This is a genomic window from Peribacillus sp. NPDC097895 (genome assembly GCF_050277555.1).
GTDB lineage: Bacteria > Bacillota > Bacilli > Bacillales > DSM-1321 > Peribacillus.
Genome location: NZ_JBNNSH010000013.1, coordinates 1 through 23,358 on the forward strand (window position 1 = coordinate 1; position 23,358 = coordinate 23,358).

Annotated in this window: 23 protein-coding genes and 11 tRNA genes; 3 read left to right on the forward strand and 31 right to left on the reverse strand. The window is 40.4% G+C overall.

All coding sequences use genetic code 11. The features are described from left to right. Positions 1 to 97: 97 nt before the first annotated feature. From ACQKMH_RS27150 to ACQKMH_RS27205, 12 genes are all read right to left on the reverse strand, one after another. A tRNA-Gly gene (locus ACQKMH_RS27150) sits at positions 98 to 171 on the reverse strand. 30 nt (positions 172 to 201) lie between these two features. After that, positions 202 to 278, reverse strand: a tRNA-Pro gene (locus ACQKMH_RS27155). 7 nt (positions 279 to 285) lie between these two features. Further along, a tRNA-Arg gene (locus ACQKMH_RS27160) sits at positions 286 to 362 on the reverse strand. Positions 363 to 380: 18 nt separating this feature from the next. Continuing rightward, positions 381 to 466, reverse strand: a tRNA-Leu gene (locus tag ACQKMH_RS27165). Between the two features lie 59 nt (positions 467 to 525). Then, positions 526 to 607: transfer RNA gene (locus ACQKMH_RS27170), tRNA-Leu, on the reverse strand. 7 nt (positions 608 to 614) lie between these two features. Beyond that, a tRNA-Lys gene (locus ACQKMH_RS27175) sits at positions 615 to 690 on the reverse strand. Positions 691 to 700: 10 nt separating this feature from the next. Continuing rightward, positions 701 to 775: transfer RNA gene (locus tag ACQKMH_RS27180), tRNA-Gln, on the reverse strand. An 80-nt stretch (positions 776 to 855) separates the two neighbouring features. Next, positions 856 to 931, reverse strand: a tRNA-Asp gene (locus ACQKMH_RS27185). Positions 932 to 954: 23 nt separating this feature from the next. Continuing rightward, positions 955 to 1,026: transfer RNA gene (locus ACQKMH_RS27190), tRNA-Glu, on the reverse strand. 17 nt (positions 1,027 to 1,043) lie between these two features. Then, positions 1,044 to 1,134 (reverse strand) — tRNA-Ser (locus ACQKMH_RS27195). Positions 1,135 to 1,142: 8 nt separating this feature from the next. After that, a tRNA-Asn gene (locus ACQKMH_RS27200) sits at positions 1,143 to 1,217 on the reverse strand. 132 nt (positions 1,218 to 1,349) lie between these two features. Next, complete coding sequence (locus ACQKMH_RS27205; RefSeq protein ID WP_427590370.1) at positions 1,350 to 1,829, reverse strand: SprT family protein; 480 nt, start codon at positions 1,827 to 1,829, stop codon at positions 1,350 to 1,352. Positions 1,830 to 1,912: 83 nt separating this feature from the next. Here ACQKMH_RS27205 and cmpA point away from each other — a divergent pair, with 83 nt between their 5' ends. After that, positions 1,913 to 2,032: a cortex morphogenetic protein CmpA gene (cmpA, locus tag ACQKMH_RS27210; RefSeq protein ID WP_089364909.1), complete on the forward strand. Its 120-nt coding sequence runs from the start codon at positions 1,913 to 1,915 to the stop codon at positions 2,030 to 2,032. A gap of 76 nt (positions 2,033 to 2,108) precedes the next feature. On the opposite strand, the gene ACQKMH_RS27215 is transcribed toward cmpA, so the two are convergent. The 14 genes from ACQKMH_RS27215 to acpS form a co-directional block, all read right to left on the reverse strand. Beyond that, complete coding sequence (locus ACQKMH_RS27215) at positions 2,109 to 4,292, reverse strand: Tex family protein (RefSeq protein WP_427590371.1); 2,184 nt, start codon at positions 4,290 to 4,292, stop codon at positions 2,109 to 2,111. 92 nt (positions 4,293 to 4,384) lie between these two features. Beyond that, complete coding sequence (locus ACQKMH_RS27220) at positions 4,385 to 4,996, reverse strand: PP2C family serine/threonine-protein phosphatase (protein WP_427590372.1); 612 nt, start codon at positions 4,994 to 4,996, stop codon at positions 4,385 to 4,387. After that, entirely contained in the window at positions 4,993 to 5,781 is a 789-nt protein-coding gene (gene sigB, locus ACQKMH_RS27225; protein WP_427590373.1) for an RNA polymerase sigma factor SigB, read from the reverse strand. The genes ACQKMH_RS27220 and sigB overlap by 4 nt, the downstream gene beginning before the upstream one ends. Next, positions 5,759 to 6,232 carry an anti-sigma B factor RsbW gene (gene rsbW / locus ACQKMH_RS27230; RefSeq protein ID WP_230162410.1) on the reverse strand — a complete coding sequence of 158 codons (474 nt, stop codon included), beginning with the start codon at positions 6,230 to 6,232 and terminating at the stop codon, positions 5,759 to 5,761. Before rsbW ends, sigB begins: the two co-directional genes overlap by 23 nt. Then, the gene (locus ACQKMH_RS27235; RefSeq protein ID WP_427590374.1) at positions 6,229 to 6,561 is read right to left on the reverse strand and encodes an anti-sigma factor antagonist; all 333 of its coding nucleotides are present in this window, start codon (positions 6,559 to 6,561) and stop codon (positions 6,229 to 6,231) included. The genes rsbW and ACQKMH_RS27235 overlap by 4 nt, the downstream gene beginning before the upstream one ends. 59 nt (positions 6,562 to 6,620) lie before the next feature. Then, complete coding sequence (locus ACQKMH_RS27240; protein WP_427590375.1) at positions 6,621 to 7,631, reverse strand: PP2C family protein-serine/threonine phosphatase; 1,011 nt, start codon at positions 7,629 to 7,631, stop codon at positions 6,621 to 6,623. A 9-nt stretch (positions 7,632 to 7,640) separates the two neighbouring features. Beyond that, positions 7,641 to 8,042: an anti-sigma regulatory factor gene (locus ACQKMH_RS27245; RefSeq protein ID WP_427590376.1), complete on the reverse strand. Its 402-nt coding sequence runs from the start codon at positions 8,040 to 8,042 to the stop codon at positions 7,641 to 7,643. A gap of 3 nt (positions 8,043 to 8,045) precedes the next feature. Further along, the gene (locus ACQKMH_RS27250; protein ID WP_034306376.1) at positions 8,046 to 8,402 is read right to left on the reverse strand and encodes an STAS domain-containing protein; all 357 of its coding nucleotides are present in this window, start codon (positions 8,400 to 8,402) and stop codon (positions 8,046 to 8,048) included. A gap of 2 nt (positions 8,403 to 8,404) precedes the next feature. After that, entirely contained in the window at positions 8,405 to 9,232 is an 828-nt protein-coding gene (locus ACQKMH_RS27255) for an RsbT co-antagonist protein RsbRA (RefSeq protein ID WP_427590377.1), read from the reverse strand. Between the two features lie 482 nt (positions 9,233 to 9,714). After that, positions 9,715 to 10,065: a type II toxin-antitoxin system PemK/MazF family toxin gene (locus ACQKMH_RS27260; RefSeq protein ID WP_034306610.1), complete on the reverse strand. Its 351-nt coding sequence runs from the start codon at positions 10,063 to 10,065 to the stop codon at positions 9,715 to 9,717. A gap of 7 nt (positions 10,066 to 10,072) precedes the next feature. Continuing rightward, a complete protein-coding gene (locus tag ACQKMH_RS27265; protein WP_034306380.1) occupies positions 10,073 to 10,354 on the reverse strand; it encodes a CopG family ribbon-helix-helix protein in 282 nt (93 codons plus the stop codon). Between the two features lie 160 nt (positions 10,355 to 10,514). Then, the gene (gene alr / locus ACQKMH_RS27270; protein ID WP_427590378.1) at positions 10,515 to 11,669 is read right to left on the reverse strand and encodes an alanine racemase; all 1,155 of its coding nucleotides are present in this window, start codon (positions 11,667 to 11,669) and stop codon (positions 10,515 to 10,517) included. Positions 11,670 to 11,931: 262 nt separating this feature from the next. Further along, on the reverse strand, positions 11,932 to 12,936 hold the full coding sequence (locus tag ACQKMH_RS27275) for a LolA family protein (RefSeq protein WP_427590379.1): 1,005 nt from the start codon (positions 12,934 to 12,936) through the stop codon (positions 11,932 to 11,934). Between the two features lie 236 nt (positions 12,937 to 13,172). Beyond that, positions 13,173 to 13,529, reverse strand: a complete 357-nt coding sequence (gene acpS, locus ACQKMH_RS27280; protein ID WP_427590380.1) for a holo-ACP synthase — start codon at positions 13,527 to 13,529, stop codon at positions 13,173 to 13,175. Between the two features lie 104 nt (positions 13,530 to 13,633). On the opposite strand from acpS, the gene ACQKMH_RS27285 reads away from it, so the two are divergent. Continuing rightward, positions 13,634 to 14,224 (forward strand): rhomboid family intramembrane serine protease, encoded by a 591-nt coding sequence (locus ACQKMH_RS27285; protein ID WP_427590381.1) that lies wholly within the window; start codon positions 13,634 to 13,636, stop codon positions 14,222 to 14,224. 27 nt (positions 14,225 to 14,251) lie between these two features. Here ACQKMH_RS27285 and ACQKMH_RS27290 read toward each other — a convergent pair whose 3' ends face one another. The 3 genes from ACQKMH_RS27290 to ACQKMH_RS27300 form a co-directional block, all read right to left on the reverse strand. After that, complete coding sequence (locus tag ACQKMH_RS27290; RefSeq protein WP_427590382.1) at positions 14,252 to 15,721, reverse strand: PH domain-containing protein; 1,470 nt, start codon at positions 15,719 to 15,721, stop codon at positions 14,252 to 14,254. Then, positions 15,714 to 16,187 (reverse strand): PH domain-containing protein, encoded by a 474-nt coding sequence (locus ACQKMH_RS27295; RefSeq protein WP_427590383.1) that lies wholly within the window; start codon positions 16,185 to 16,187, stop codon positions 15,714 to 15,716. Before ACQKMH_RS27295 ends, ACQKMH_RS27290 begins: the two co-directional genes overlap by 8 nt. Positions 16,188 to 16,397: 210 nt before the next feature. Beyond that, positions 16,398 to 17,897, reverse strand: coding sequence for a DEAD/DEAH box helicase (locus tag ACQKMH_RS27300; RefSeq protein ID WP_427590384.1), 1,500 nt, complete (start codon positions 17,895 to 17,897; stop codon positions 16,398 to 16,400). A gap of 1,255 nt (positions 17,898 to 19,152) precedes the next feature. Between ACQKMH_RS27300 and ACQKMH_RS27305 the strand changes: the two genes are divergently transcribed. Continuing rightward, positions 19,153 to 20,304 carry a PP2C family protein-serine/threonine phosphatase gene (locus ACQKMH_RS27305; RefSeq protein ID WP_427590385.1) on the forward strand — a complete coding sequence of 384 codons (1,152 nt, stop codon included), beginning with the start codon at positions 19,153 to 19,155 and terminating at the stop codon, positions 20,302 to 20,304. 50 nt (positions 20,305 to 20,354) lie between these two features. Here ACQKMH_RS27305 and ACQKMH_RS27310 read toward each other — a convergent pair whose 3' ends face one another. Next, a complete protein-coding gene (locus ACQKMH_RS27310; protein WP_427590386.1) occupies positions 20,355 to 21,737 on the reverse strand; it encodes a UDP-N-acetylmuramoyl-tripeptide--D-alanyl-D-alanine ligase in 1,383 nt (460 codons plus the stop codon). Between the two features lie 158 nt (positions 21,738 to 21,895). Then, positions 21,896 to 22,978 (reverse strand): D-alanine--D-alanine ligase, encoded by a 1,083-nt coding sequence (locus ACQKMH_RS27315; protein WP_427590387.1) that lies wholly within the window; start codon positions 22,976 to 22,978, stop codon positions 21,896 to 21,898. Positions 22,979 to 23,358 lie beyond the last annotated feature (380 nt).

The window sequence follows — 23,358 nt, forward strand, 5'->3', positions numbered from 1 at the left end:
GAAATGTTTGACTTGCTCATTTGCTTTTTTAATAGTGTGTGCTCACTTAAAATTTAACGTTGGCGCTTTGTTTTGTTCAGTTTTCAAAGAGCAATAATGGAGCGGGTGAAGAGAATCGAACTCTCATCATCAGCTTGGAAGGCTGAGGTTTTACCACTAAACTACACCCGCATTTAATTTTAAAAGTATTTTCAGAAAGAATGGTCGGGAAGACAGGATTCGAACCTGCGACCCCTTGGTCCCAAACCAAGTGCTCTACCAAGCTGAGCTACTTCCCGTAAAATATGGTGCGCCCGGCGGGAGTCGAACCTACAACCTTCTGATTCGTAGTCAGATGCTCTATCCAATTGAGCTACGGGCGCTAATTTCTATGATGTTATTGGTGCGGCCGAGAGGATTTGAACCTCCACGGGGTTTCCCCCACTAGGCCCTCAACCTAGCGCGTCTGCCATTCCGCCACGACCGCGAAAGCGACTTTGTAAGTTTAACACCTTTTCTTCTTGTTGTCAAGAAGAAAATTATCAGTGCGGGTGAAGGGACTTGAACCCCCACGCCTTGCGGCGCCAGATCCTAAGTCTGGTGCGTCTGCCAATTCCGCCACACCCGCATAAAAATGGTGAGCCATGAAGGATTCGAACCTTCGACCCTCTGATTAAAAGTCAGATGCTCTACCAACTGAGCTAATGGCTCTAAATAAAAATGGCTGGGCTAGAAGGGATCGAACCTTCGCATGACGGAATCAAAATCCGTTGCCTTACCGCTTGGCTATAGCCCAATGATTAAAAGTTAATTAACAGCCAGGTTAATATTATATCACCATAATTTTATTTTATCAAGTATTTTTTAAAAAAATAATGGCGGTCCCGACGGGAATCGAACCCGCGATCTCCTGCGTGACAGGCAGGCATGTTAACCGCTACACCACGGGACCAGTAATGACTATATAAAAGAAAGTGACCCATACGGGATTCGAACCCGTGTTACCGCCGTGAAAGGGCGGTGTCTTAACCGCTTGACCAATGGGCCTAGATAAAATATGTAACTGGCGGAGAAGGAGGGATTTGAACCCTCGCGCCGCTTACGCGACCTACACCCTTAGCAGGGGCGCCTCTTCAGCCTCTTGAGTACTTCCCCAAAAAAAATGGCTCCGCAGGTAGGACTCGAACCTACGACCGTTCGGTTAACAGCCGAATGCTCTACCACTGAGCTACTGCGGAATAATGAAAATTGGGTTCCTTTTTCATGCTCAAGGACCTAAGTGTTTGTCGTGAAGAACAAGTTGTTATCTTGTCGACTCTTATGATTATAAAGAGGTTACAACCTAAAGTCAAGCGTTCTTTTGTGTTTTTTTATATTTTTGTTTTTTCCTCCATAAACCCTTGGTAAATCAGTGTTCCTCGACATTTACCACAAACGAAACGGGTCGTGTCAATTCGTTTTTTTCTTAAATATATCTGCTGACAGTCTTCACATTTATATTGAATTGTATTCATCTTTTTCTTCACTTGGTTTGATGGCAGTGGCTTGCAAAATCTCGGGGCACCCACTTTTTTGAGCAAATGCCTAAAGTCAGCATCACGATGCTGATACCCTTTCTTCTCGATGTGCAGATGATAATGACATAATTCATGCTTTATGATGCCAATCATTTCTTCCAGTCCGCTTTCATCAAGATATTTCTTATTTATTTCAATATTATGTGAACGCAGTAAGTATCGTCCTCCTGTAGTTCGGAGACGCGGATTAAAACTCGCTATGTGTTCAAAGGTCTTATTGAAGTCTTTCAACGAAATTTCCTCGACTAGTTTTTGCAATTGCCGATTATCCATTTCCCCGTCCCTTTCCTTGGTAACATGACAACCCATTATAACATAGACTAATAATACAATAGGAAACGAAGGGAGAGAAAGCTATGCCTAATTGGTTCCAGAATCAAATTCGCAAAGCCTTTTATGAAAAGGATTATTATCAAGTGAAGATGTTGAATCAATGTTGGTTTTTTTATCAAAAAAAAGAAAGCCTTCGATTATAGATTCAACGATGAGCGGAAATATATAAGTACTTTTCACTCAAAAAAACCCCTTCTGATATAGAAGGAGCTTGACCAGCTAGTTTTGATTCTTGGGCTCGAGCATCGTTAAAGAAACCCTTTGCTTTTGAGAGTCGACAAGTTCGACCCAGACTGTCACTACATCCCCAACGGCAACTACATCCAATGGGTGTTTTACAAATCGATTGCTTAGTTTGGAAATATGCACCAGGCCATCCTGTTTAACACCGATGTCCACAAACGCACCGAAATCTACAACATTCCTCACTGTCCCTTGTAATTCCATTCCAGTTTGCAGATCCTCCATTTTTAGGACATCTTGCTTAAGCAGAGGTTTTGATAATTCATCCCGAGGGTCTCTTCCCGGTTTCATCAAATCATCTATAATATCTTTAATCGTAATTTCCCCTATTTCCAATTCATTGACTAATTCTGCGGGGTTTAGTTTACCTAACTCAGCATTCAGTGCCTCACTTCCCAGATCATCAGAGGTGAATCCCATTTTCTTTAACAACTTATTCACGGCACCGTAGTTTTCTGGATGAATCGCGGTTTGATCCAAAGGCTCATCTCCATTAATGATACGTAAGAACCCTATGCATTGTTCATAAGTTTTGGCACCAAGTCGGGGAATCTTCTTTAATTGCTTCCTGCTTGTAAACTTCCCTTCCACTTCCCTTTTCTTCACGATATTTTGAGCAACCGATTTTGATAAACCAGCTACATATTGTAATAGAGATGATGAAGCGGTATTAACGTTCACTCCTACTTGGTTAACAGCTGTTTCCACGACAAATGTGAGGGATTCCGATAGCTTTTTCTGGGAAACGTCATGTTGATACTGCCCCACCCCCACGGATTGGGGATCAATTTTTACAAGTTCCGCAAGGGGATCTTGAAGCCTTCTTCCTATCGATACGGCGCTTCGCTGTTCTACTTGAAGATCGGGGAACTCTTCACGGGCAATATCCGAGGCAGAATACACACTGGCTCCCGCTTCATTGACAATGATATAAGAGATATTCCCTTTCACTTCTTTTAAAATATCTGCAATGAATTGTTCTGATTCACGTGATGCCGTCCCGTTGCCGATTGCCACAATCTCAACAGAGAATCGCTGAAGTATATCGATAGTTTTTTCGCGGGCAGCATTAAGCTTCGCAGCAGGAGGATGCGGATAGATGACACTGATATCCAGTACCTTTCCTGTTTCATCAATGACCGCCAACTTACACCCAGTCCGATATGCTGGATCTAGAGCTAGGACCACTTTCCCTTTAAGCGGAGGCTGCAAGAGCAGGTTCCGTAGGTTTTCAGAGAAAATATGAATAGCTTGATCCTCAGCTTTTTCCGTCAGCTCTTTCCTGATTTCCCTTTCTACAGATGGCAAAATCAAACGCTTGAGTCCATCTTCAATCGCTGATTTAAGAACACCTTGAGCTTCAGAGTTGGTATTTTTAATGATTTTCCGTTCCAGATAACCAATGATGATTTCTGCACGGGGCAAAATGGATATTCGTAAAACCTCCTCCTTTTCGCCTCTATTAAGCGCCAAGACCCGATGTGGGACGATCTTTTGAACCGGCTCCTCATATTCATAATACATCTCGAAGATTTTTTTCTCGTCTTTCTCTTCATTTTTCACAACCGAAACTACTTTCCCGGCTTTGAAGATTTCAGCCCTTATCCACTTCCTTAATTCCGCATCATCGGAAATATGTTCAGCTATTATATCCTGCGCTCCTGCAATGGCCTCTTCAATAGAAGGAACTTCTTTTTCTGCCGATATGTATTCTGCGGCTTTATCACTAACCCGGGCATGCAATTGACATTCAAGAAGCCAATTAGCAAGTGGTTCTAACCCCTTTTCCTTAGCTACCGTTGCTTTCGTTCTCCTTTTTTGCTTGAACGGTCTGTATAAATCCTCCACTTCCTGCAGCTTTGTCGCCTTCTCGATTTGCCTTGCTAAATCTTCCGTCAATTTCCCCTGTTCACCAATCGAACGCGTAACTTCCACTTTCCTCTGACCAAGGTTTTCTAGATAGTTCCACCTTTCCATAATGGACCGAATTTGAACTTCATCTAGTGAACCCGTCATTTCTTTTCTATACCGGGCAATAAAAGGGACCGTGTTGCCCTCTTGCAGCATCTGTATGACGTTTTGAACTTGATGACTCTTTAAAGTTAGCTCATTGGATATTTGTTTAACCAAATCCTTTAATTTATCTTCTACATCGATCATTACGTTTACCCCCAACCTTTTAATCTGATAAGTATAGTCTAGCAAATGAGAGATGAAGTTGCGAATTCCATACAAAAAAGCTCACTTCCGGATTACAGCGAAAGTAAGCTTCCTAAAATGAAAGTTGTATCATCTGCAGTTGCTGGACTGCTTTCTAAAATGCATTGAGCGTTCTTATCGATGGGGACCAGCCTTTTTAAAAAAGATTTAGCTCCCTTAAGTTCTAAACCATCGGAATGAAGAATGAATTTTGCATTTGGTTCATATTTGTACCTTTGAGTCTTGTATTTCTGTTTCCTGCCGGATAAATATCCTGTAACAGGTAAAGGATAAACGAGTTTGTCGTCGCTTGGATTATACAAGAAAAAGCGGATGTTACCCACGGAGCTGTATACAAATTCATTCTTCTCATAAAATATTTTCAAAATGGAAACGGCTGCCCCCCGTTTATCGATTAAAACTTGATTACATGCGGCCATCAATGATTCGACATCCAGCTCATGATTTCGTTTAACTTCCTCGATGACTGCATGTGAGGATTCATAAGCGAATTGCCCACTGCCTAGCCCATCTGCCAAAACGCACACAAAGTATTCTTTCGTATGAAGAAAAAAGTAATCATCACCGCAATATACCATCCCGTTTTTGGAGGATTGAGAGACAAGGACCTCTATTTTTTCTTCTCGCAGAATACCTTTGATCACTGAATTAACTCCGAGTTTTCAGCATTAATGGCTTCTTGAAGTTTCTTGATCGCGCGGCGCTGAAGTCTCGAAACATGCATTTGGGAAATCCCCAGTTTATCGCCTGCTTCTTTCTGGCTTAAATTTTCTAAATAGGTATGTTGAATGATCATCTTTTCACGGTCACTCAACACATGCAGGACCTTTTCAAGTACGAGGCGCTGATTGACCCTTTCAAAACCTTCATCTACATTCCCGAAAATATCAAGCAATGTGACTGTACCGCCATCAGAATCCGCTTCAATAGAATGATCAACAGATAAAGCTTGATAGCTTTTTCCCATTTCCATCGCCTCTAAAACTTCTTCTTCAGTCACTCCTATACTATCTGCTATTTCATCTATTCTTGGCGAACGGTGCAGAGTGGTCGTCAATTCCTCGACTGTCATCCTGATTTTTGGACCAAGTTCTTTTATTCTCCTTGGCACATGGACACTCCATGTTTTGTCGCGCAAGAATCTTTTGATTTCCCCGATTATTGTAGGGACCGCAAAGGCCTCAAAGCTTTTGCCGAATGATTCATCATATCGACGGATGGCACCTAACAAACCAATCATGCCGACCTGCGAGATATCCTCCTGAAACGATTTCCCTTTCGCGTACTTACGGGAAATCGTTTCAACCAAACTTTTATAATGGATGACAAGATTACTTTGCGCTTCATCATCTTGATTCTCCTGATAAGCTCTAATCCATTCGTTTACTTGTTCTCTTTGTGCCTGATTAGGTTGAGACTGTTTTTGCATCCATCTCCACCTGCTCTCCTTCTAAAAACTTAGTCATAAAAACTGTAACCCCGTCATGCTGATGAATTTTCACATCATCCATCAGAGTTTCAATGAGGTAAAGACCCAAGCCTCCTTCTCTCATAAGTTCGACTTTTTGGCCATTTTCGTACGGACCAAGTCCTTGACGAACCTCTTCGAAATTACAGCTCTTACCACTATCAGAAACCATGACCTCTAAACGGTCAGGATAAAGCCCGAAACTTACTTTCACTTCACCTTTTTCAGAATCCTTATATGCATGCTGTACCGCATTTGTACAAGCCTCGCTGGTTGCGATTTTCAAATCCTCGATTTCTTCATACGCAAATCCCATCCGGCTTCCTATTCCAGAAAGCGTTAAACGAACGACACCGATGAATTCTGGTTTTGCAGGTATTTTCATTTCGATGTAATCATATACTTGACTCATTCTAACCCACCCTCTGAACCACTTTTTATATCAATGATATCTGCAAGACCTGTAATATCAAATAAACGTCGTAACCTTTCTGATAAGCCAACTAAAGTGAACTCGCCATTATGTGCCCTTACGCTTTTAAACGCACCGACAAATACCCCAAGCCCGGTGCTATCCATATAGGAAACTTCAGTTAAATCAATAGTAATCGAAACATTTTCCTGCTCTGAAATTGGAAATAGTGACTCCCTTAGTTTCGGTGCAGTATAGGCATCAATTTCACCTTTTAGTTTTACAATAAATTCAGTATTTAATTCATTAACATCTACCGTTATATTCATCCTTGACCCACCTCTTCAAATCCTCGTCATTTCTATATCTATACCCAGGGGGAAAAATGCTAAACCTTTGATTTTAAAATAATTAATGTAAAATCATCCCTAAGTTGAAAGTTCTGCATTTTCTCCAATTGCTTAAATATATTATTCACCATTTCCTGGGCTTGTAAATGCATATTCTTTTTAATGAAACCAATAAGTGTTTCCCTTTCTATAAACCCATCATTTGTCCGGCACTCCGTTACTCCATCCGACAACAAAATGATCATATCTCCACGATTCACCGTTTTTTCATATTGGCGATACCTTGTTTTTTTATCAACCCCGAGCAACAAACCTTTTGCGTCCAAATCGCTAAAAGTCCCAGTGGCGGCATCATAGTAAAAACCCGGTTCATGGCCAGCTGAAGCATAGGAGAATTGCCTGTCATGCGGATCATATAAACCATAGAACATCGTTATGAACATACTTGGATCCACATTATGTTCCACAACACGGTTCAAACTCTCCAACACACTATTCGGTTCATGCCTATGTTCAGGTAGACTATCCATCGCATATTTTATCATCGACATGCACAATGCCGCAGGAATCCCTTTCCCTATGACATCAGCTATCCCTACCCCGATACGCTCATTTTCATCTTGGACGAAGTGATAATAATCTCCATTCATCTGTCTGGCTGGTACGCTGATCGCCCCAATTTCAAGCGCTTTGATATCAGGGATTTCCGTTTCTAAAAGAGTATGTTGAACGCTTGCCGCGATTTCAATTTCCGTTTTCAGTTCCTGCTGTTGATGTCTAAGGCTTTGATGTTCACGGTAGGCAATACCATAACCCATCATGACTTCAAGCAGGAAATCGAAAGAATCCAACACTTTTCCCGGTAAATCCGGGTAAAGTTCCATTAAGTTATGTTTATGCATACTGATGATTTCTTCTGGAGATATGTTGTATTTAATATGTAGGCGGCTAATCTTTTGCCCTTGGTAGAGTGCCTGCTCATTTTGGTCTTTAAGATAAGTAGAAAGCGCCTCATGATACTTTTTCTCCATGTTCTCCCTAATATCCATAGTCCCCCCCTATCGGAGCCATTTCGTAGCGACGATCGTAGTCCCTTCACCCGGCATTGATTCAATATCAAAGTCATCCATTAAGCGTTTGGCTCCAGGAAGGCCTGCTCCCAGTCCACCTGAAGTGGTATATCCATCTTCCATGACTCTGCGGATATCCTCAATTCCCGGCCCTTGGTCCTCTGCAATGATTTTCAATCCTGACTTCCCATTTATATTTAGTTTTTCTATGCTCACACTGCCTTGTCCAGCATATAGATATATATTGCGGGCCAATTCGCTTATAGCCGTTGTGATCCTTGCCTGGTCGACAGTGCCGAATCCCAACTCTTTAGCGACATTTCTTCCGAGCTGCCTTGCAGCAACAATGTCCCATTCATTTATTATTTTTACGCAGGATTGGAACTCCATTCTTTAATCCCCCAGTTCCTGTTGTAATTTCTCCAGGCCTTTCTCTAAATCTAATGCTGTCAGAACATCATCGAGACTAATTCCCAGTTCAATTAATGTTATTGCAACAGCCGGCTGGATCCCCGTAATTACAACCTTTGCCCCCATAAGCTTAGACATACTGAACACATCGCCTAATACCTTTGCGATAAAAGAATCTATAAAATCTATCGAGGTAATATCTATGACAACGCCATTCGCGCTTGTTTCATGAATCTTATGCAGTAAATCCTCCTGAAATTGAAGGGCCGTCATATCATCCAATTCCCATTGTATAGAGACTAACAAGCAGTCATAAAGCTTTAATATCGGAATCCTCATACTTACCCCTCCACCTTTACGATCTTACGGCTCGTTAATTCCAACGCAACTTCTATTCCTTTTTTTAACGTATTTTTTGTAATCACTTCATTTAAATTAATTCCAAGATTAACGATGGTTTGTGCAATTTCAGGGCGTATGCCGCAGAGTATGCATTTTGCACCCACTAAACGGACCGCTTCTGCTGCCTGAATGATATGGTGGGCGACCATTGTATCTACCACGGGTACACCCGTTATATCAATAAGAACCACTTCAGACCTATGCTTTACCACCCCAGTCAATAGGTTTTCCATAATCTGTTTAGCACGTTCTGTGTCAATTGTACCGATCAGCGGCATGACCGTAATGCCTTCCAATACAGGAATGAGCGGTGCTGAAAGCTCTTGCAGGGCTATTTTCTGCATAGAGACCGTTCTTTCCCAGATTTGGGTATATATATTGACTATTTCATTATTTATCGGTGTGGCCCATTTATCCAGGTGGTTAACAAGATTGACTTGATTATCAGGTGTCACCAGACCTTTTTCCACCATCCCATTGATGACGATTAACGTGAATTTATGAAGTCCTTCATTGACGAATGTAAGAGGCCACCCCAATTGGACGACTTTCTCGGCAAAATCCGAAAGCTTCAATGTGAATTCCTTGTTTTTACTATCAACATTCGCGATGATCATATCTATAAATTCAGTGCTTGTTTGCGTGAACATTCGATCGGAGACAACCTTGATTAATCTTTCGTCTGTACTTTCCTTCATGATATCCATCCACTCATTCAGGATGTAATCTTGATTTTGCTTAATAAAATCGTAAACCAATTGATTCATAATATCCTCCCATTCTAACACAATTGCCAAGTTTTCCAGTTCTCGTCACGTGGATGTTATCCAACTGTAATGTTATTTCCATTTAGGTTTTCTGGGTCTCCCCACTATACCTTTGCTGTTCTTTCAGTATTAACATCCTAACGCTTTACCCGAAATTCGGGTAAGAAAAACATCATTTAAAGAAAAGTTAGGAAAATACTATAAAAAACAAATGAGTATTTCATTTACTATCGAATTGTATACTTTTTTATTCGTCAAATTTTTTATATTTCCTGCTGTAAAGGTTTGTACGCACATACATAATGAATCCTTTCAATCCTCATTTTATATGATCATAAGGATTGGCCATCAGAGTCACGTTATTTTCGGCATGTTATTCAAAAAAAAAACACGATTCCCAAGTTGCAGGAATCGTGCCATCTAAAAAACATCAAGAATGATTTGTATTATAATAACGCCCGGATTAGCGGGAAAACTTTTCTCTAAAACTCAATGAGACCTAAGCTGATTTGCAAAGCTTCATTGACTTTTTGCATCATAGGTTCGTCAAGATGCGTAATTTTATCAGTTAAACGCTGCTTATCAATTGTCCGGATCTGTTCCAATAAAATGACGGAATCTCGTTCGAATCCGTACTTTTTTGCATTAATCTCAACATGTGTTGGCAATTTCGCTTTTTGAATTTGAGCTGTAATGGCTGCCACGATCACAGTCGGACTAAAGCGATTACCGATATCGTTTTGTAAAATTAGTACCGGACGGGTTCCTCCCTGCTCTGAACCAACTACCGGGGAAAGGTCTGCGAAGTATACGTCACCACGCTTAACAACAATCAATGGCTCAGCCTCCGCTAACTAATCGTTCAACGCAATGACCAGCCTCAAATTCAGCCTGAAAGGCTTCAGAAGCAATCGTTAAATTAATGGCCGCCATTTCAATATAACCGCGTTTCATCGATTCACGAAACTCTTTCTTTTTACGTTCGCGAAGATACATTTTTGTGGCACGATAAATAAATTCACTGCGATTTACATTTTCTTCACTCGCATACCCATCTAACTCTGTTAAAAAATTTTGAGGTAATCGAATTAATATCTCTCTTGTTGCGCTGGATTCAGACACAAACATACACCTCCACCATCACTACACACCTTTATTATATATCCTTTTCAATATTACCATTAAAATGCCTATCTGCAAAGAGTATATTCTATTCTCAATCCTATTATCAGCATAATAAAGGAAATCTTATTCACAATCCTAGGATTTTTTTACAATCCTGTCATTCCAAGATAAAGTTACGTACATGATTCAACCGATGGTCTTTTATATAGGTGCGGGGGACTCTTGCTCCTATCATGCACGTTACCTCATAATTGATTGTTCCCATTTTCGCCGCTATCTCATCTACGGTAATGGATTCATTTCCATCATTTCCTATCAGGGTTACCTCTGTCCCTACAGGGATAGGTCCAGGTAGCTTGATCATGCATTGATCCATGCAAATCCTGCCAACGATCGGCACTCTAATTCCATTTACAAGAACTTCCTGACCTTGCAGCTTACGAATCCAGCCGTCAGCATAACCAATTGGCAAAGTTCCAATCCATTCATTACCTTCAGCCGTATAAGTTGCTCCATAACTAACGCTATCACCCTTAACAAGCTGCTTAATCGCGACCACCTTCGTCTTCAATGATATCGCTTGTTTTAATGGAAATGGCAATATCGGCAGCATTTCCATAGAAGGACTTAAACCATACATGGAAATCCCCATTCTTATTGCATTCCATTCAGGATCGGCAAACCTTAAAGATGCTGCACTATTGGCGGCATGAATATATTCTGGCCTTCCAGTCAATATGGAAAGCATTCCTTTAAATACAGCAAGCTGCTTTTCATAAAGGTCGGTTTTAATTTCATCTGCCGTAGCGAAATGAGTGAATATTCCCTGAAAGTTAAAACACGTTTCCTGTTTAAGCAGACTTTCCACTTTCATGAGTTGATCTTTATCACGAATGCCAATTCTCCCCATACCGCTATCCACTTTTACATGAACTTGCAGAACTTGTCCTGGTTCTAGCATTACCTTTGCCTTCTCTAACCAGTCTAGATCGAAAACCGTCAAGGAAATCCCTTGCCCGGCAGCTAGTGCTGCACTTTCAGGCCTTGATGCCCCCAGAACAAGAATTGGTGCCAATATTCCTTTTTTCCGCAAAGCCAGAGCCTCATCTAAAAAAGCAACACTTAAAAAATCGGCACCTGCTTCAAGCGCAGTGTTAGCCACTTCATAGTCCCCGTGCCCATAAGCATTCGCTTTCACGACAGCAAAAAGACTAACTCCAGTTTTTAGTCTTTTTTTCATAGATGAGATATTTTCATAAATATTATCCAAATTTACTTCTGCCCACGTATCTCGATGAAATTTCGTCTCCAAGCCAATTTCCTTCTTTCTCACATTCACAATAAGATTCTTCCAAGTAGGGAAGTTTGCTTTCCATTATACGACCATTCTATAACCAACGGATAGAAAGATAAAGTGCTTTTTTCACCATTGATCCTGATTTATCTATAATTTCACAAGGTGCCGAAACAGATCAAATGAAAGGATTTCAAAAGATAACAAGCCGCTTCCCCGCCTAACCTTCCAAGAAGAAACCTTCATAAGGAGACGGGAAACATCAGCTTGTTATGTATTCCTATTTGACTGGATCTCCCCCAACGGAACGGGCGACTGCTATCATCTCTTCCTGTGACAAGTCCTTTGATGCAAGCATATAATCCACACCTTCAAAAGTCCATGCAATCGTATTTCCTGTCATGGCTCCTACTGTATAACCCAAATCAACAGGCTCTCCATTCACATTCGTTGAAACGGAAGTTTGGACAACCTCAGCTTTTTCCTGAACTAATGTAAAACTTTTTGTACCCTCATATGTCAAAACGACACGATCTCCCTTATCCGTCGTAATTTCTTTTTCTTCCGTTAAATTCATATCTCCAATATTTTCGGGGTATTTAACGGCAAACCCTTCATTTTGGACTTCTGCCATAACAGGCGCTTCAAGTTGTGCACTTGTCATGTTTTTCTTCATATCAAATGAATCTTTATCGAAAGTCGTATCGAATTTCACCTTTGAAAATTCAACTAGGACTAATGCTGTTTTATCAGGATCCATGACTTTTACACTTACTGGAGATAAATCTTTTTTGTTTATAGTAATCTCTTGATAAGGCAACATTTTATTGTTTTGGTAGCGTGTTTTCGTTTCAAAGACATAATGCTTATCCGTTTCTTTAAATGTCGCACTTTTATCCTCCGTAATATCTTTCACCAACGACTCGAACAAATATGCCTGACTGCTGTTTTCCGGCCACTCACTTTGAAATTTAAAGCTCTTATTCAAAGCAGGCGTCAATACATACACACCATCATCATTTTTCAAAATCATCTGGCTTTGATCTTTCTCTTCATTTTTAAGATTTACGCGGTAAAAAGAAGGGTCCTTATGCCAAATCTCCACATTATACACTTGAGGTTCAGTCCCCATCTTTAGTGTCATCTTCGCATTAGCTTTATATCCTTTCATTTCGCCAAGCTTCTCATTCAATTCACTTACTACGTCACCCTGTGATTTTTGGCCGCAAGCAGAAAGAGCAAGCAAGAGCATGATCCCTGCAAAAAGCATTAACATCTTCTTCATCTTTTCAACCCCTTTTTGTCATTTGAACGTAAAAGGGAGAGGAAAAGGCAGGATCCGGACATTGGCTCGACTGATGTCAAGAATTCCTCAGTATATTAGACGCGGACCACTTCGATCCGGCTAAAAACTTTTCGAGAGCACCTACTCTGCCATGTACCTTTTACCGGGCCTTGTCTCCCTATAGCACTAAATGTATATGAGACAACCTTAAGGTTTATGACCCGATTGGACAAAACTCAATTCACCCTTTCAATTACGACCTGAGCAACCGCATAATCCCTGCTGTGGCTTATCGAAAGATGGACCCCTTCAGAAAATGGCTTTGATATCATTGGCTTTCCTTTTTCATCCGAACTGATTTCGATATCCAAAAAGGATAAATGCTTACCGATACCTGTACCGTATGCTTTTGAAAAAGCCTCCTTTGCTGCAAAACGCCCAGCAAAATACTCAATCTTCCTTCTTCCATTTAACTTTTCGAAAATCGAGGTTTCATTTTCAGTTAGTATACGTTCCTTTAAACGGGGTTGCCGTTTAATCAGTTTTTCCATTCTATCCAACTCAGTAATGTCCACGCCTATACCTTTAATCACTTTGACACCTCTTCTATTAAATTAATATGCTGCATAGTATTAGGAGGACCCATTTATCTATAAATGATAATATTGCATTAAAAACCGATGATAAGGAGGAATATATGTTTACTAGAACAGAAAGTTTCCGGCAATACGCCACTTCCTATCGGGCCGTGACTGTGCTCATTTTCATTATGATGATTGTTTTCGTTCTCGTGCTTTTCCCCATATTTCCCGGCAATGTACTTTTTTATTATGGCACAGGTGTAAATTTATACATCGCTGATGGACAATGGTGGCGCCTGATCACCCCCATCTTTCTACATAGCACCTTTACACATTTACTGTTTAATGGATTCTCACTTGCCATCTTTGGTCCAACCTTAGAAAAATTTCTTGGATCCGTTAAATTTTCGATCTTCTTTTTATCGACCGGAATCCTTGCGAATATCGCGACATTCTTATTTCTTCCCCTGACATATAACCACGTAGGTGCTAGCGGTGCAATTTTTGGTTTACTCGGTTTCTTTCTTTACCTTGTCCTGTTTAATAAAAGTAATTTCACCAACAACGAAAGAAATACGGTCTATACACTGACCGGCATCGCCATCATCATGACCTTCATTCAACCTCAAATCAACGTCGTCGGTCACTTGGCCGGTCTTGCAACCGGCGTTTTAACAGCCCCATTATACTGGAGAAAAAAATGGTAGGACAAACAGCCGACTCATTCCATTCAATCATCGGGAGTCGGCTGCTTTTTTGGGTAAATACCATGATTTAATTATTAGGCAATCTTTCTCTTCCACATCCACAACCACGCCGACCCGGGAGGTGACTCCAGATTTAATCGAAGCAGAAATCGTAGCCAATTCTTTACGGTTCTGAAACCAGCTCTTTTTATATGTGATTGATTGAATCCTGCTTCTCTGCATGATCAAAGTTTGCTTAGAGAAAAAACAACTGCTCAATAGCAACAAATCCCCTTCTATACTCCACCCTGCATCTCTATATCGTATGTAAGCCCAAAAGCCTGCCAACGGCACAAGCAACAGGGAAAGAAAGCCCCAAGGTTTGAAAAGCCAAACCGAGACACCGATTACCGGGACAATGTAGAGAACCCCCCGGGAAACGTATCTGGAAAAAGCACGCCTAGGTAATGAATTAATCTCCGTGCTTGTTTGATAAACCGGTAAAATTTCCTGGATTTTCCCATGTAAATGTTTCTTCTTGATCAAGGGGAACAGCATGATGGATAAGCTCTCTTTATCTTCCATACTTCCACCCGCATATTCAAGATAAACCGTCGCCAAGCCCATTGGCTTCCGAACGAAATTCTCCATGATCCGAATACCTTGTATTTTATGGATGGGGATAGTCAGCTGTCTCTTCTCAAGAAGCCCTCTGGAAATAATGAGTTCCTCATCCGTTTTTAACACGGTAAATGAAGCATATTTAATGACCATACTTAATGTGGCCAGTACATAAACCACTAACAAGCCCAATATGGCAAACACAGTAAGAATAACGGTTCCCATCCCAATAAAATTTTCATAATCCTTAAAAATCCGATCAAAAGGAATGATCTCATCAAACTGAGATATAAAAGCGATTCCGCCGGATAAAAAAACACCTACCGCACCTGAAGTGGCAGCCATAACGAATAATTGCGGCAATGTCTGCTTAAAAACGGAGGACGAATTTGCCGATTCTTCGTTTCCAGCACCTGCCTCTATCTCCCTTTCAATAGGGCCATTCGTTTTTTTGTTTTTTTCCTCGCTTATAAAAGTATTGATTCGCTCGGCTTCACTTTTTCTTATTGCTGATAATACAGCATCGGCCTGCGCCCCGCCTGCCGTTTCAATATTCAACTTCACCAGCCTGAATAGCCGCTGGATGATGCCCTCTGAAATATCTATACTATGGATCCGATCGAACTTTATATACCGCTTCTTCCTTACAAATACTCCGGACTCAATTCTAAATTCACCGTCCTCCATCCGATATGTAAAGCGTAACCATTGAATGAATGCATGAACAATAAGTAATAGTACAATAATGGCAATGACTAATGGTTGAATCCATCCAGGAATCCCTTCATTCTTCCCAGGAATAACGATTACTAATAAAAAAGGGATAACTAATTCCTTGATCGATTTAATAATGTTGAGCAACACAGCTATGGGGTGGAGCCTTTTAGGTTCAGACATCTTCTTCCTCCACACTCGCCATTCTGGAAATATAGTGACGCAATTCATCTGCCTCTGCAAGGTCCAGTGCAGGTATCACATGCACGGTTGCTGCAGTGGAAATCTCAACGGATGCTAAATCATATTTTCTTAACAAAGGTCCTTGCTTCGTTTCAACATGCTGAACCCTAATCATGGGTATGAGTGTTCTTTTAATGACGAAAATACCACTTTGGATATCAATTTCCGTATTCCTTACTTCGTAACGCCATCTTTTCCATTTTACCGAAGGCATCAGAAAGATGGTCAAGTAGACTTGGATTACCGAAATGATGATCAACGCTCCAAAAAACCAATATGTCCAATCAAAAATGATTGATAGCACGAGTACGGCAATGCTTATAATCCATGTTATGGCACAGCCTATAAGTCCACTGATTTTCCATACGGTCAAGGCCTTATTCGAGATACGATTTTCAGGTACCATGAGCTTCTCCTCTTCTGCATAGGTATATATTTGAATGAATCTCCACCATCCATCCTTCGCTTTCATCCATTATACTATAACTAAATGCCAGGAATTAACCCACTTTTCACACAATGTCCTTGCAATAACCGCCTAGTCATATGGAAACCAATTCAATATGAAGAAGTACATAAAAAATGCCGCTCAAATGAGCGGCATCTCTAATTTTAGTTAAATTTTATTTGACTTTTCTCTTTTTTGGCTTGTGCTACGGTTTCCGTAACCATTCGATTTACGGTTCGTGCTTGGGCGTTTACTTGAACTGCTACCGTAATCTTTTCTGCCTGAAGAACTGCGGCCATTGCGCTGTCTGTTATTAGAAGAACTGCTTCCTCCGCGATTGCGGCGCATTGGAGATGGAGATTCTTCCGTTAATTTGATTGGCGTTTGATCCGGTTCTTTTGTCATTGATTTAAGCATGGCTGCAACTAAATCCGCTGCGCTATGTTTTTGTAATAATTCTTCCGCTTGACCAAGGTATAATGATAAATCATCATTCTCGATTGAAGTAAGAATTTTTTCCGTTACTGCTTTTTGTTGACCTTCCAACGCTTCAGTTAATGTCGGAGTTTTAAGTTTCTCCATACGTTTTTTCGTTGTATGTTCAACCGCATGCAGTTGGCCTCTTTCTCTTGGTGTTACAAACGTAATCGCAATACCATGTTTACCCGCACGTCCTGTACGTCCAATACGGTGAACGTAGCTTTCAGGATCTTGAGGGATATCAAAGTTGTATACGTGTGTAACGCCGGAAATATCAAGACCACGTGCAGCAACATCAGTAGCAACAAGTACATCTATGCTGCCGTCTTTAAACTTTTTCAATACGGAAAGACGTTTTGCCTGGCTAAGGTCACCATGTATGCCTTCAGCCATGTAACCGCGGATATTCAATGCAGAAGCCAATTCATCTACACGGCGTTTCGTACGTCCGAAGACAATGGCAAGATCCGGTGTTTGAATATCAAAAAGGCGTGCCAGTGTATCGAATTTTTCACTTTCTTTAAGTTCCAAGTAATATTGTTCGATACGATCGACTGTCATTTCTTTTGCTTTTACACGCACAAGGACTGGTTCATGCATGAATCTTTCAGCAATTTTACGGATCGGATCAGGCATTGTTGCTGAGAAAAGCAATGTTTGTCTTTCATCAGGAACAGTTGAAAGGATTGATTCGATATCCTCAATGAATCCCATGTTAAGCATTTCATCCGCTTCATCAAGAACTACGGTGTGAACTCCGCCTAATTTAATATTTTTACGTTTGATATGGTCTAGAAGACGACCAGGTGTACCAACGATAATATGTGGTTTTTTCTTTAAAGCCCGGATTTGACGATCGATATCTTGTCCACCATAAACCGCTAATACACGAGCGCGTTTTCCGTAACCAAGTTTGAAAAGTTCTTCAGAAACTTGAATGGCAAGCTCACGTGTAGGTGCAATAACGATTCCTTGCACGTTTTCGTTATTAATATCAATGTTTTCCATCAATGGAATACCGAATGCTGCTGTTTTACCTGTTCCTGTTTGCGCTTGACCGATGATATCTTTACCTTCAAGTGCTAGAGGTATCGTTTGGGATTGAATCGGGCTCGCTTCTTCAAATCCCATTTTTTCTATTGATTTCATAGACGTTCTATCTAATCCTAATTCGCTAAACAATGTCAATGTTTTCGTACTCCTTTTTATATCGTAAATTTACACGTGCATTCAATAATCATGCACAGATGTTTAGTTCAAATCCTCATCATGACGGATGTTCTACTTTATCTCTTATGAAAAAGTTTATCATTATCACCTAAAAGTATGTCTGCCTTTTAGTTCAAATGAACTCAATATGATTTTTTAAAAAGGAAATATACCAGTACAAGCATTCACTGGCATTTTTAGCTTCGCGCACGTGTAGACTTATTTTTAACATACGCTCATCTTTTTAAAAGTACATGTAACCAAAATTAAATTCAATATGGAAAATTAAAAGTAGCATAAACGGGTGTTTCACCGTTTTATTCAGGTGAGGGCTGCTGCACATTATTCAACAGACTTAAAAAGCTGTATGAACAAAACTTGACGAGAGCCAAGACTCTTATACAAAACAGGCCCGGTGCGTTGAGGATTTGCAGAAGTGGAAAAGCGCTTATATGCGGCTTGATTCCCTAATAGCTACTAAAGCCGCCAAGAGATGCAGCTTTTATATATGACCAGACGCGCGGCCTATTTAATCTAAAATAATCTCAAGAATGAACTCATGAAACATGTAAGAACATGCGATTTTGTTGCCTCAACCTGATTAATTAAATTAATCATCAATGATAAGACATTTAAACTCATACTCATATTACCATTTTCAAACTGTTATTGCAATAAAGGATATGGCCCCATTCATGGTTACTAAAAACTTTAGATCGATTCTAAAATACGAACTCCACGGGAATGCACTGCGCTGTTACGGTTCGGTAAGGAAGATAGCAAGTTCATTTTAATTCAAAATGTGTAATTTTATTGAAGGGTGAAATGATTCAGTTTGACTTTTTCTTTCCCTTTAGAGAAGCACACAGACCTGATTCAACAAAAGGTTTACCGTAGATACTATATCCATTTTTAAATAAATCGATTCTTTATTGGTGCAGTCTAATAGATGTAAATGTTAAATGAATATTCTAAACGAACATCTTATACATACATGATATGTGTTTTAATCAAATAGTTTCACAATCCTTTTCCCAAAATGGCTCGTCGCAATATTTATGCCGAATTTCCCCCATCATCCAATAGATACAAAAGGTTATCCCCGATCACATTAATATATCCAGGTATTTAAGATCATTAAAAATTGAAAAATCAATTAATTAACGAAAAAAAGGTAGTAAATAGTTCTAAATGCAGTATGATGGACCTATCAACAAAACAATAAGGGGGTTGTATGAATATTTACACGATTGATATTCCTTTATGCAGGGAGTTTAGTTTGCTATTAGGGAAAACGAACAAAAATGTCATCTTTTTGGAGGATCCACTCAATCAAAGCCATCTTTTCCGGAATTCAACGGACTTAATGCAATCCTTATTCATTTTACCTTTACACATATCAAAAGATTCTTGGAAACAAACCGCGTTGTTCGCCTTAGCTGAATCTTATGAAATCCCTATCTTATTTATTTACAAACGAACAAACGATATGAAGAATCCTCCTGCATTACCCAAAAGGACCTTTTATGAAACGATTGCGGTCCCAGCCGATCCAGTAGAGGTGCGAATTAAATTAAAATCACTCCAAAACATCAGCATGCAACTGTTCACAGCAAAAATGAATGGGCAAGAACTTGAAAAGATCAGCAAGAAATCAGCAAGGAGTCTGCGAATTGCAAAAAGCTTTCAACATTTAGGTTTACCTAAGCCGATCAAAAAAAAAGATATAGAGGTCAAGGGTCTTTCTCAGCCATCTAGTGAACTGTCAGGGGATTTATTTTACTGGACGGAGGTCGATGACGGGAAGTACAGTTTCATCATGATCGATATCTGCGGAAAAGGCATTCATACTGCTCTTATAAACATGTCCATACGCACTTTGATGCCTGAGCTTATCAAACGGGTAAAGGATCCAATTTTCATAACAAAGGAACTCAACAAGCATATGGGGGATTTTTTCCAAGGAATGCATAGGGAAAATAAAACCATTCCTTGCTTTACAGCCTTCATAGCAAATGTGAATACAAAGGATAGACTCATCGAATATGTGAACTGCGGACATCCTCCAGCCTTTATGTATTCCCCATGCACCAATCGGTTCCTCAATTTGAATGAGGGAGCTATCCCCTTAGGACTCATTCCTGAAATGTCCATAAAAAAAATAGTATTGCATTATGAACCAGGGAGTCGTTTCATCATCTATACAGATGGTCTTTCTAAAACACCCAGTCCCTCAGCCGCAGACCGATCTGAAAGTATCGAGAGGGAATTTATCGATAATGTCCACCTTGATACACATGACCTTCTACAGAAGTTATTGGTTTCAAGGATGAGACATTCGCAGATTAATGATGATATAAGTATTATTGCATGTACACTATTTTAGGTACGATGAAAAAGGCCGATTCAATAAGAGTCGGCCTTTTTCATTCTTTTTTACTTTTGTAAGGCTTGAACGACTTCCTCCAGCTTCATGCCCCTAGAAGCTTTTACAAGAATGATGTCATTTGCCTGTGTAGACGTCTTCAGTTCATCTATCAGCTCCTGCTTATCTTGAAAAGAACGCACATTCTCAGATGAAAACGTTTTGCTCGCTCCTTTGGCAATAAACTCGGCTAAAGGCCCATACGTGAAGACCTTATCAATACGATCACCAGAAATCAATTCACCAATTTTCAAATGAAAGTCATTTTCCTGCGATCCTAACTCCAACATATCTCCTAGCACAAGTATCTTTTTCTCGAAACCAGATAACCCTTCAATCAATTCGACAGCAGCCTTAACGGAGGTTGGACTGGCGTTATATGCATCATTGATGATTTTCTGGCCTTTTGCACCCTCGACCAATTCCATCCTCATATTAGTTAACTGAATGGTTGATAAACCTTCATGGATCGCTGAATCAACCACATGGAATTCTTTAGCGGCCAATATGGCTGCCAAGGCATTAAGAACATTATGATGGCCTAATACGGGTATCTCATAGTTAATTTCCTTGTCACCACATGTAATTGTAAATGTGGTACTGTCCGACCCTTGGGTGATGGTCTGTGGAAATAAATCATTTTGTTCTGTACGTCCAAAAGATATGACATTTAATTCAGGGAAATCCGTTTTTATACGATTTCTAAGCAATGGCTCATCGCCATGATATATCAGCGTTCCATCTTTCGCCAAACCTTCAACAATTTCCAGCTTCGCATTGGCAATTTCCTCACGTGATCCCAAATCCAATAAGTGTGATTCACCAATATTGGTAATGATGGCCACATCCGGTTTTGCAATCTTGGATAAAAACTCAATTTCACCGCGGCTGCTCATTCCCATTTCCAAAACAGCTGCTTCAGTATCTTCATCCATGGAAAGCACCGTGAGTGGTAAGCCCAAATGATTGTTGAAGTTCCCATTGGTTTTATGAACCTTATAAGTAGTGGCCAACAGGGCAGCCGTCATATCCTTCGTCGTTGTTTTACCGTTGCTGCCTGTTATCCCAATGACTTTTATATTCAACTGCTGACGATAAGAACGCGCTAATTGCTGCAGTGCATTTTCAGTATTTTCGACAATGATTATCGGTAAATCCTCAGGTGGATTGGGCACATCGCTTTGCCAAAGGGAAGCAGCCGCTCCTTGCGCTAAAGCTTGCTTGACATACTGATGGCCATCAACTTGCCCACCCTTAAGCGGAATGAATAAACATCCTTCCTTAACCATCCTTGAATCGATGGTAACCCCATGAATTCCTTTGGACAGGAATGGAGTGATATCATTCAATCCACCTGTCATTTCATATACTTGTTTTAACGTTCTCTTTATCATTTTGTTCCTCCTACATTCATTGAACCGTTAACCGCTCTTTCCTACCCATTAACCAAATGAAGCAGAAACCAGTTTAAATCGCACCGGCTCCTGCTGATTGGAATCCATCAAAACTTTTTTGGTGGATTGTGAAGTTTACTGAGACATTACCTGCATGATCAAACTGTATATTTGATTTGTTGTTTTTCTTGATGACGTTCCAAGGCAAGTTTCACGAGTTTTTCAATTAACGCTGGATAGTCGACACCTGTGTGCTTCCACAATAATGGAAACATGCTGAAAGGAGTAAACCCAGGCATTGTATTCACTTCATTTATATAGATTTGGCCCTCATTCGTTAGGAAGAAATCAGCGCGAACCAATCCAGAGCAGTCCAATGACTTGAAGGCAGTAATGGCCATTTCAGATAAAGCTGCATACTCGCTTTCCTCTATCTCCGCTGGAATGACCATCGCTGAATTACCGTCAACATATTTTGCTGAATAATCATAGAACGCGAAATCTTTCTTAGGGATGATTTCGCCTGCCACTGAACAAGATGGATCATCATTACCAAGAATGCCAAACTCGAGCTCACGAGCTACGACCCCTTCTTCAATGATGATCTTCCGATCGAATTGAAAAGCTTCCGCTACCGCTTTTTCCAGTTCATCAGCATCATTACATTTGCTGATACCGACACTCGAGCCTAAATTAGCAGGTTTGACAAAACAAGGGTACCCAATATCATCCGCTACCTTTTTAATGGCACTTTCAGTATTTTTCTCCCATTCAGAACGAATGAACCAAGTGTATTTGACTTGAGGAAGTCCTGCCTGGGCAAAAATGTTTTTCATGATAACCTTATCCATTCCAGCTGATGAAGCTAAAACGCCATTGCCTACATAAGGGAGATTCAATAGTTCTAGCATCCCTTGTACGGTTCCATCTTCTCCATTTGGTCCGTGAAGCAATGGGAAAATTACGTCATACCCTGTTGACTCACTATTTTCATCAGTTGAATGTGCTTGCAGGGCAAGAGGCGAGCTCGATTTTTCCGGCGAAAATGTCAGTGCCTCTACACTCTCAGCAGGTCCTGTTAACTTCGGTCCATTTATCCACGAACCTTCTTTTGTTATGTAAATCGGATATATATCAAACTTTGCTAAATCGAGAGCTTTAATGACCGCTAAAGCTGTCTGCATAGAAACCTCATGCTCCGCAGATTTTCCACCATAAAGCAATCCAAGTTTAGTTTTCATGAGTTATTACCCTCCAATATTCTTTTAACCTTGTTCATTGTATCATTTTACACTAAAACGGGAAAAGCGAAACTTCCATCAATGGTTCTTTTCCAATGATTAACTAACAGTGGAACACAGGATAAATTCGCCACGTCCTGTGGCAACTCCTGTGCTAGCATATCCTATGCGTCGAAGCCATTCGGGCATTTACAGGCTGTTTTTTACCCATATTTTTCATTATAATTTTCATTCGATACCCATAAACCTTCATTTCCATCGATACCTTACAGCCTGTTAATGCGGGGAAAAGCGAAACTTCCATCAATGGTTCTTTTCCAATGATTAACTAACAGTGGAACACAGGATAAATTCGCCACGTCCTGTGGCAACTCCTGTGC